At 34.3% G+C, this 9,421-nt stretch carries 10 protein-coding genes; 8 read left to right on the top strand and 2 right to left on the bottom strand.

Annotation, left to right across the window (positions count from 1 at the left end; genetic code table 11):
- From ACED20_RS18605 to ACED20_RS18570, 8 genes are all read left to right on the top strand, one after another.
- Nucleotides 1-248: hypothetical protein (locus ACED20_RS18605; RefSeq protein WP_378106252.1), on the top strand; the 248-nt coding region annotated here is incomplete at its 5' end.
- A 677-nt stretch (nucleotides 249-925) separates the two neighbouring features.
- A complete protein-coding gene (locus ACED20_RS18600; protein ID WP_294314374.1) occupies nucleotides 926-1,525 on the top strand; it encodes a hypothetical protein in 600 nt (199 codons plus the stop codon).
- Nucleotides 1,525-2,646, top strand: a complete 1,122-nt coding sequence (locus tag ACED20_RS18595; protein ID WP_294314375.1) for an FRG domain-containing protein — start codon at nucleotides 1,525-1,527, stop codon at nucleotides 2,644-2,646. Before ACED20_RS18600 ends, ACED20_RS18595 begins: the two co-directional genes overlap by 1 nt.
- Before the next feature lie 207 nt (nucleotides 2,647-2,853).
- Nucleotides 2,854-3,231, top strand: a complete 378-nt coding sequence (locus ACED20_RS18590; protein WP_294314376.1) for a hypothetical protein — start codon at nucleotides 2,854-2,856, stop codon at nucleotides 3,229-3,231.
- 47 nt (nucleotides 3,232-3,278) lie between these two features.
- The gene (locus ACED20_RS18585) at nucleotides 3,279-3,752 is read left to right on the top strand and encodes a hypothetical protein (RefSeq protein ID WP_294314377.1); all 474 of its coding nucleotides are present in this window, start codon (nucleotides 3,279-3,281) and stop codon (nucleotides 3,750-3,752) included.
- Between the two features lie 461 nt (nucleotides 3,753-4,213).
- Nucleotides 4,214-4,519, top strand: a complete 306-nt coding sequence (locus tag ACED20_RS18580; RefSeq protein ID WP_294314378.1) for a helix-turn-helix transcriptional regulator — start codon at nucleotides 4,214-4,216, stop codon at nucleotides 4,517-4,519.
- The gene (locus tag ACED20_RS18575; protein WP_378106248.1) at nucleotides 4,516-5,745 is read left to right on the top strand and encodes a type II toxin-antitoxin system HipA family toxin; all 1,230 of its coding nucleotides are present in this window, start codon (nucleotides 4,516-4,518) and stop codon (nucleotides 5,743-5,745) included. The genes ACED20_RS18580 and ACED20_RS18575 overlap by 4 nt, the downstream gene beginning before the upstream one ends.
- Nucleotides 5,746-6,322: 577 nt before the next feature.
- On the top strand, nucleotides 6,323-7,771 hold the full coding sequence (locus tag ACED20_RS18570; RefSeq protein ID WP_378106246.1) for a hypothetical protein: 1,449 nt from the start codon (nucleotides 6,323-6,325) through the stop codon (nucleotides 7,769-7,771).
- A gap of 175 nt (nucleotides 7,772-7,946) precedes the next feature.
- On the opposite strand, the gene ACED20_RS18565 is transcribed toward ACED20_RS18570, so the two are convergent.
- Nucleotides 7,947-8,648 (bottom strand): glycosyltransferase, encoded by a 702-nt coding sequence (locus ACED20_RS18565; RefSeq protein WP_294322787.1) that lies wholly within the window; start codon nucleotides 8,646-8,648, stop codon nucleotides 7,947-7,949.
- 21 nt (nucleotides 8,649-8,669) lie between these two features.
- Nucleotides 8,670-9,095 (bottom strand): hypothetical protein, encoded by a 426-nt coding sequence (locus ACED20_RS18560; RefSeq protein WP_378106244.1) that lies wholly within the window; start codon nucleotides 9,093-9,095, stop codon nucleotides 8,670-8,672.
- Nucleotides 9,096-9,421: the final 326 nt, after the last annotated feature.

Here is a 9,421-nt window from a genome sequence, read left to right as displayed (position 1 = left end):
ATTGGCTAAGAAAATTTAACTCAAACAGCTTCTTAGAAATTCCAAAAAAACGCTTAGATGAAATTTTAATAAATAAAAACTATGAAGATTTAGAATATTATTGTTACGAATATCCATATAGATGTCCCGTTTCGTGTGCAGGTGTTTCTACACCAGGGCATTTCAAAAATGGTAATCCATTTAATTTAAGTAATAGCGAAAGTATTTCTTATTCTGATTTTTTCACAACTGTTTTAACTTTTGCCTAAAGAACAGTTATTATTTTAGCTGCATTTCTGGATGATTTATTAGCTATGAAATACTTAGATGAGTTAAATAATATTTCTAATGAACTTGAATTCCAGAAATATTTATCGTTTCATATAATAAACAATCTTGAAAATGTTTATATATCTCCAAAATTTTATGACAGAAAAAGCTATAAATGGAGACAGTTATAGTCAAGTAATTAACATAATTTCGGATAAGTATACTCCATATATTAGGTATAATAAAGCTTTCCCTATTAATTATTTTACATTCACAGAAAAAATATAATCTTAAAAATTACTAGGTCAGATTTCATGCCTTAAGACCCGACCTAGATACATACTACCAATCTACGACCCGCCACATAAGGTAAAATTAATCTCAAAAAAAGATGATAAATAAGTTTTGATTGTTGATTTGCTGAATGTTTCCAAAGGTATTTTGAGTCTGGGCAATGTGTTTCCATCTGTACGGATTTTTATTTAAAAAGTAAAGAATAGTTAATCCAATGAAATTCTTTGATGAAATAAATGTTTAAGCGCTTAATGATCAAAATAAAATCTTATATTAGTTGCATAAGTGGCTTCACTAAAGTTTTATAAATCAGATTGACGTAATGAGTAAATTTGAAAGTAGATGGAAGCCTAAATGATCCACAGTGCATAGCTATAAGCCAATGATATTAGACAATAGTAAGATAATAGCCGATTTTTCTAAACATTTCAATTGCCGACTAACATCTCTTGACTTTATTGAAAATGTAGGAGAACTATTATCGCTTTTGAATAATAAAAGTGAGACAACTAAAAAATCAACAATCATTCTGCCCTGTGGAAATAAAGAAATATTCAATCAATTAATAAAATTTAATTATTCCAAGCTATTAAATGAAATATGCCAACGCATAATTATAAATGAAGAGCTACTGGATATCTATAAATCTGAAATGCAAAAAGAGTTAGTCCAATTTTATAATGACTACTTAAAGCAAAACAGCAAATTAGTTCAGATTAATATTAACCACCATAAAAATTTGTTTGAAATCACGTCTCAGGATTTATTTGTGAATTTGACAATGTCTGCATTTTCTCAATTTCACACAGAATTAATAGGACAAATTGTTTTTTTTAATAAAATAATTGACATCAACAGTACTACCTCTGATTCAAATAAACAAACGGATAATTTGTACATAAATTCTAAAGTATCTACAGCGTTTTCCTATTTCATTATTGCATACTTAGCAGAAAATATGAATATAAAATTGAAACTTTGATGCAAACAATAATTACAACTGACAGTAAATTAGACTACCCTGGATTCTACAATATATATCCAATACAAAACGAATTTGGTATACATTCAGTTTTAGCAGAAAGTAAAAAAAGTGGGGATTCAATCAATATTTTAATTGATGATAATTATGGGAGAGTTTTAAACAAGAATGTTGATTGCCCATATGGGATCTCCAAAGATATTAGTTATTATATAAACAATTCTTCTCACACAATTATTGATGAATTTAGAGTTCCATTTAGAAAAATTCCTGTTTATAGGTTTGAAGATAATGAAAAACTTTCCAATTTGATTTCGCAAATTGCGAATGAAAATCCTGATCACGAAATTCTTCTTCGCGGTCAAACTAGTTTATATACAATTGAACGAACACTAGAAGAAAATTTGTTTCTATTTGGCGATGTTAAAGCCAAGGAACCATCTTTCAAACCAAGTTTTATAAGAAGCGATTTTAATGAGTTTTTTATTTATGGACTTTGGCATAGCCAAACAGCTTTAATGTTAAATGATGTCGGTATTGATTTAAAAAAGAAATTAAAAGCTGCTGATTATGAAGAATACCGAAAGGATGTCTTCAAAATAAAAAACTCACCACATTTTACTCCTATTTCACTGGGATTCGCTCAACATTACGGCTTACCAAGTGTTGGATTAGATTTAACAAAAGACATAAATGTAGCGACTTGGTTTGCTACAAATAAGTTAATGATTGACAAAGATGGATTAGCTTATACTAGAAGGATTGATGATTTTTCAGAATCTACCATCTTTATTTTCAGATGTCAAAAAGACGTGGTTTTTTCTCACAAATCAATAAAACCAAAATTTATAGAAAATACGAGACCTGACAGGCAAGACGCTTGGTTTTGCCATACAGGTTGGGGATTTTCAAAAAATCAATTAGCTTCAAATTTAGTTTGCGCTATACGACTTAATGAACAAGCATCTGATTTATCAAACAATGATTATACAAGTTTCTTGTTCCCAGACAGAAATGAAGACTTAGTTCTAAATTATTTTTTAGACATTAAAGAAAACTTAAAAAATACTGGAGAATTAAAACGGGCTTTAAGTAAAATTTATCTACTCAATGACAAATAGATCAGTAGCTTATCAGCCGTTTTACAAATACGGATTTTGGTGCTTGTTCGAAAGTGCAGTGCTAAATTTTAGAGATGTGCATCTAGTGAAGTTAATTGCTAATAATCCTCGCCTCCATAAAGCGGCAAAACGTTAATAGTGGATAAAACTAAGTCTAAAAAACAATGATTAGCAAATCAAAAAAAATAATATCAAAAAACTAAAATCATGATTCATGAAATAAGAAAACAATTGATTGATTTAGCCCGATCTAAAACAACCTGGAGTTACTCACAACTAAATAATCAACTCCAACTAAATCTAAATTTTGACGATCCGTCACATAGAAAATTAATTGGGGAATGGCTAGGAGATATATCATTACATGAGTATGAAAAAGAAAGACCTCTATTGAGTGCTTTAATTATTCATAAAGGTAAAGATAAAGAACAAGGAGACGGCTTTTATAAATTGTGTCAAGATATTTATAATAAAAATTGGGAAGATTTAAAAGCTAACAAAAAATTTGAAATTGAAAAAATTACAGAATGTTTTGCATTTTGGAAAGATAATGACAATTATAAAAAATTTAAAGAAGATTTTTAAATTCGTAAAACTAATATTAAAAAAATCTCACAAAAAGATTAAAATCAATGACTGAAGAACAGGAATATTTAGTTAGCATTCTTCAAAATGCTGTTAATTTAGTTTATCAAGAAGAACGATTTTTATTACGATTTGCCCAAGGTGACAGAGAAGGATTAGAACAAGCATTTGTATTTAGAACAGGAGTTCATTTGAGCAATTTGCTGAATCAAACCCAATACGCTACTCTAGATTTAGACTCCGAATATAACAAAAATCATGGCAGTGCAAAAACATCAAGAAGATTTCCAAACGGTTTAAGACCGGATTTGATAATTCATAGACGAGATTCAAATGAAGAGAATAAGTTAGTTGCTGAATTTAAAGGTTGGTGGAATAATGATATTGATTCTGATATTAGAAAATTAGAAGATCTTACCGACTCCAATGACAACTACCATTATTTAATTGGCGTATTTGTTCAAATTGGCAGAACAGAATCTAATTATCGACACTTCATAAATGGAATAGAACTTCCATAATTAAAATCATCAATATTAAATTAGGATTGTAAGAGAAATAAATCACAATCTATGATATTATAGATTATGTTTTCATAGAGCTCTATACTAGTAAGAAATAACCATTGGTTTTTAGAGAGAAAATATAACAAATACAACAAAATATATAATCTAAATAACATTAAAGTTTCTTAAAAGATATCTTTCAGAACAACTACAACCTAAGTTTGAAAGTCGTTTTTCTAAAAGACAAAATAAGCTTTATTGCTAGTTTTACAGAACATTTGAGAATGTGCACACGCTGTATGCATAATTGAGCTGGTTTTAATATAAAGTATTTAAGTATTGATAGAACGAAGCAGCATGGTAATTCCAAACAGTAAAAATAATTGAATAATACGTTAGTTGGAATTACAATTTCACTATATTTGTAATACAATAATATTATTTATTACTATATTTTTATATTAAATGCTACTATTATGTTATTTGTTTCTTTATCCAAAACTCAAAAAAAATTAGTTAATAATATCCGGGAAAGACGATTGCAAATGAATCTAACACAGGAAGGTTTGGCGGAAAGGTCGGGAGTTCCTTTACCAACCCTCAGAAAATTTGAGCAAAAAGGCTTGATTTCTTTGGATTCATTTTTAAAACTGCTTTCAGTGGTTGGTGGATTAGAAGAAATGGCTGATGCTTTAAAACCGAAAGAACAGAATTTTAAATCTATCGATGATGTTCTAAAATCGAAGGAAAAGCCTATTAAAAAAAGAGGAAGCAGAAGATGAAAACAGCCATCAAAGAAATAAAAGTAGGATTGAATTTTGGTTCTGGAATTCAACCCGTTGGACGTTTGGCAATTCGTGATGGTATCATCTATTTTCAATACGATGAAGAATTTCTGCAAACCAATTTAGAAATTTCACCTATAAGACTTCCTTTGCAACGAGATGTGATAGAGCTTCCAAAAGATCCATTTGAAGGGTTGGCTGGTGTTTTCAATGATAGCCTGCCTGACGGTTGGGGTAGATTACTTTTTGACCGTTTGCTTCGCTCGGAAGGAATTTCTTCATTTGACATTTCACCACTTGACCGTTTAACGTACGTTGGATTGCACGGTATGGGCTCATTGATTTATGAGCCGGATCAGAGCCCGGATAGTAGTAATCAGATAATTGATTTAGATGTGTTGGCTACTCAAACAGAAGACGTTTTGCAAGGTGATTCAGAAGAAGTGATTGCAGAACTTTTGGCTTTGAACGGATCCTCTGCTGGAGCACGGCCAAAAGCATTGATTGGCGTTGATGCAGAAAGAAAAAATATATCCTACGGAGCGAATTTATTAGGCGAGGATTTTGAACCTTGGATGGTAAAATTTCCAAACTCATTAGATGGAAAAGATGCGGGTGCAATAGAATACGTTTACGCTTTAATGGCTGTTGATGCAGGAATTAAAATGCCTGAAGTTCATTTGTTTCCTTCACAGAAAGGGAATGGCTATTTTGCCGTTAAACGTTTTGATAGAGAAGGAAATAAGCGTCTCCATATGCATACAGTGAGTGGACTTATTCACAGTAATTTTAGGTTTCCATCTCTTGATTATGAAGATTTATTATCATTAACGGGTGTTTTAACCAAGGATATTCGAGAGGTAGAAAAAATGTTTCGGTTAGCTGTTTTCAATGTTATGGCGCACAATAGAGACGACCATGCTAAGAATTTTTCGTTTGTGATGAATGAATTTGGAGAATGGAGATTATCACCCGCTTACGACCTTACTTTCTCAACTGGACCAGGTGGCGAACAAAGCACTATGGTAATGGGAGAAGGACGAAATATTACCGTCAAACATCTGACTAAATTAGGAAGCGAAGCCAAACTATCAAAAGAATTCATAGAGAATGTTATTGAGCAAACAAGTTCCGCACTTCGTAAATGGCCATGCCTATCAAAATATTTTGGAGTTAGTAAATCTAACAGAGAATTAATAACGAAATTGATTAAAACATTTTAATCGAAAATTTGAGTATACTTGTAAGGATTCTTACTTTATTTTCGTTATAAAATTAGATGAAAACTGAGGTGTACAGGCGAAATGTATCAATTATCACGGTCGCATTCGGGAATTGTTAATTGTTTGATTTAAAGTAATTTACAAGGTTATAAGTGTACAAAAGTAGTACAATTGTATTTTAAATTTATTGTAGAATACTATAAAATACGGGTTTACAATTGCTTAATGTGACGGGATTCATACGGAAAAGTAAAAAAAGATGTTGCAGCATCTTGATCCTGTACCACTTTTGTATACCTCGATTTACTTAAACTCCCATCAATAAAGACTTCTATAGATACGTATTGTTGAATAAGAGTTTTTTTTGATTTCACCTTGGCTGATGCATAAATAAGGAAAGAGATTTTATGGTGTTCTGCACATGGAGTAAAGTGGTACATTATTCAAACCGGTAACATCCGTAAAAGAAAAAATGTTTCTTTATATACTCAAGAAGAAAATTGTCTAAATATTTAGACCTTATTTTCAAGGGGTTTTCGGTAGATGATGATTATCTTTGTGAAATAAAAAAATACTTATGAGAAAAATTATCAGCCTTTCTTTGGCAGCATCATTTGCGCTTACTGTGCATGCCCAGATTAGTATTACAAAAGATCTTAGTTTTGGCAATAACGGAACAGTAACCATTAATACGGGGACAACCCCAATGTTCAGCTACATTTTGCTAATTCCTAATATTAACTCTACATTTCAGGGTAATAAAATATTCTTAGGATATCCGTATTCCGATGCTTCGGATCCTACTTTAAAATCCCAGTTTGTAAGATTAAATTCCGATGGATCTTTCGATAATACCTTTGGAAGTGGCGGTGTTATTAAGCTTACTGATTTCGAACCCTATTATTTTTATGCCAACAGCAGTTATTTCTACCTGAACGGTAATATAAAATACCTTACCGGCAGCGGGCAGCCTGATCCCAATTTTATATCAACCGGGATACAGAATGTTACAGACTGGATATATAAAACCGTTCTTGACGACGGGAAAATTTTTGTACGTGCGGAAAGCAGTTTTAATAAATTTCTGCCAGACGGAAGTGCTGATTTTACTTATGGTGCTAACGGAAGTATTACCCTTAGTTCACCTGTTGCCGGTGATCCGAATGATACCTATGATTTCTTTTTTAACAGGAATAATTTCATTTTTGAATTTATTTCGTCGAATTCCGGGCCTTTAAATGTGAGAAAAATAGATCTTACAACCGGAAATCTGGATATTACCTATGGAAATAATGGCTATGCACAGGTAAAGAACTCGTCGGTTCCATCTTCAGCCGGATTTGCGAAAAGTATTGTGTCAACGCAGAATGACGGTTCATTTGTTAATAAATTATCAGACGGAAATACGGTTTACTTTACCAAAACAAACCCTTTGGGAATAATGGATACAACCTTCGGAAATAACGGGGTAATATCCGGCCCTATGTCTTTTACAAGCAATGGGATTACCTACTCCGGCGGATCAATGGATCCGCTTATGTACAATAATCTGATCATAATGCCGGCGTCATCTACGGATCCGCAGGGAAATACGGTATGGGGCGTGAGCGGCTATTCCCTGAACGGGGCCGCGATGAATATAAACGGGAATGCATTTTTTCCATTATCGGGCATCTCCTATGAATCATTGGGATATATTTTCGCGAAAGACAATTATCTGTATGCGATCCATGACAACAATATTACAAGATATACTGTTCAGCAGTCTTCGTCAACACTGGGAATCGTAGGAGATCAAAAAAGCAATGGTTTTACGGTTTCCGTCAGTAATCCTTTCCGGGAGGAATTATCAGTAATGTCGGATCAGAAAATAAGAAAAGTTGAAATAAAAGACCAGGCAGGGCGCACGGTTCTCGTCGGAAATCAGAACAAACTGGATACATCCTTTCTTACCGAAGGCGTGTATACAATTATCATTACTGAAGACAGTGGAAAAGAACTGATTGTAAAGGGAATCAAGAAATAATACGATTGCCTGAAGGTATTTTATTAGAAATCATTCTTTTCATATTTAAATTATTAAATAGTTTTAACAGGATACAACACCGTATCCTGTTTTTTATGTGCTTTTTAAGAATATGGTGAGGGAACTCCGATTACTGATGTCACTGAAATGAAAAGGAAAAGGATCCGGTCTTTGTTTATCGGAGCAGGAGTTCTTCCATAAGGGTATTGATCTGGCAGTATATTTTTTCAGCATCAAATTCACGCTGATGCTTTCTGATATCTCTTCTGAGGTGTGGATTATATAACATTTCGGAAATGGTTCTCTTTAGGGCGTTTTTGTTAAACTGACATAAGAGTCCTGTTTTTCTATGGATAATGAGTTCCGGGATGCCTCCGGCTATTGTGCTGATCAGAGGTTTGTTCAGGATCAGAGCTTCGCCCACTGCCAGCGGATACGCTTCATACCGGGAAGGCTGAATGTAGCATTTCGCAGCGAGCATATAAGGGTAGGGATTAAGCCTGCTTCCAAGCAGGAAGAACGAGTCCTGTACGCCGAGCCTGCGGATCATCTTCTGCAGCTTTTGGAAATCTGTTCCGTCCCCCACAACGGCAATATGGTGGAAGACCCCTTCGTTCATCAGTTCCGCATGGACCTGGATGAGCATATCATAACCTTTTGCGTGGCAAAGTCTTCCTACTGAGACCATAAGGTTCTCTCTGGCCATGATCTCTTTTTCCAAGGAGGAGGTAAGGGATTCCGCAGCTTTTTTCAGGATTTCCCCGGCGTTAAAAGTATTGTATATATAATGGCTGTTGGGAATTCTGGCCTGCAGCAGTTCTTCCATGGTTTCCAGCGTACTTTTTGACACAAAAACATTGGCATCACAGCTTAGCATCCCCCGGGCAATCTTCCTGGCTTAATCGATGGTGTGGTGCCATTTTACATCGGTATGGAACCAGCAGACTTTTCGTGAATTCTTAAACGGGCTTTTGAGCATCTCACGGAGGGAAGAATGGAGAATGGCAACTTCGATATCGGGAATAATGTCGATTTTTCTCCGGTAGAGTATGGGGAAGAGCCTGTAGATACTTACTTTAAGGTTTCTGAGTGCCAGCTGAACGAGCCGTATGGGGAAGAGGCTGCTCATCTCCTGTCTTCCGTGGGAGATCGAGAATACCTGTATATTCCCTGGGATCTCATCAATGAGTTCTCCCTGATACAGATCGGTAACAATAAAAGGTTCAAACGTCTCGGGATCCAGGTTTCTTACAATATCGATCAGGACTTTGGGTACCCCGCCCATCTGCATGGAGCGGATCCTGAAGAGGATTTTTTTTTTCACGGGTTTAGTAAATTAGTAATGCCCGATTCGGGGGCTTACCGGCATCAGGCATTTATTACAGATGGTTTTTAGTTTTTTTTTTCAGGCATTTCATAGAGACATCGTTTATTTTTTGGGGGTTCCTTTTTAAGTACATGACAAAGAGTACCCCCTGCGGCAGGTGCTTTAACGATGTAGGGGATTTGACGCGCGTGGCACCATCTGGGCCTGAAGATATTCGTCGTCCATAAAGGTATTATAGCTGTTTACAGGTATTTCCAAATAACAGCCCCCATCATTGATATGGGAGCCGTTGCATAATATGGATGAACTGATATTTTTTTCAG

Origin of the sequence: Chryseobacterium sp. sg2396 (assembly GCF_042610505.1) — a bacterium.
Lineage (GTDB): Bacteria > Bacteroidota > Bacteroidia > Flavobacteriales > Weeksellaceae > Chryseobacterium.
This window is presented reverse-complemented; position numbering and strand designations above follow the sequence as displayed.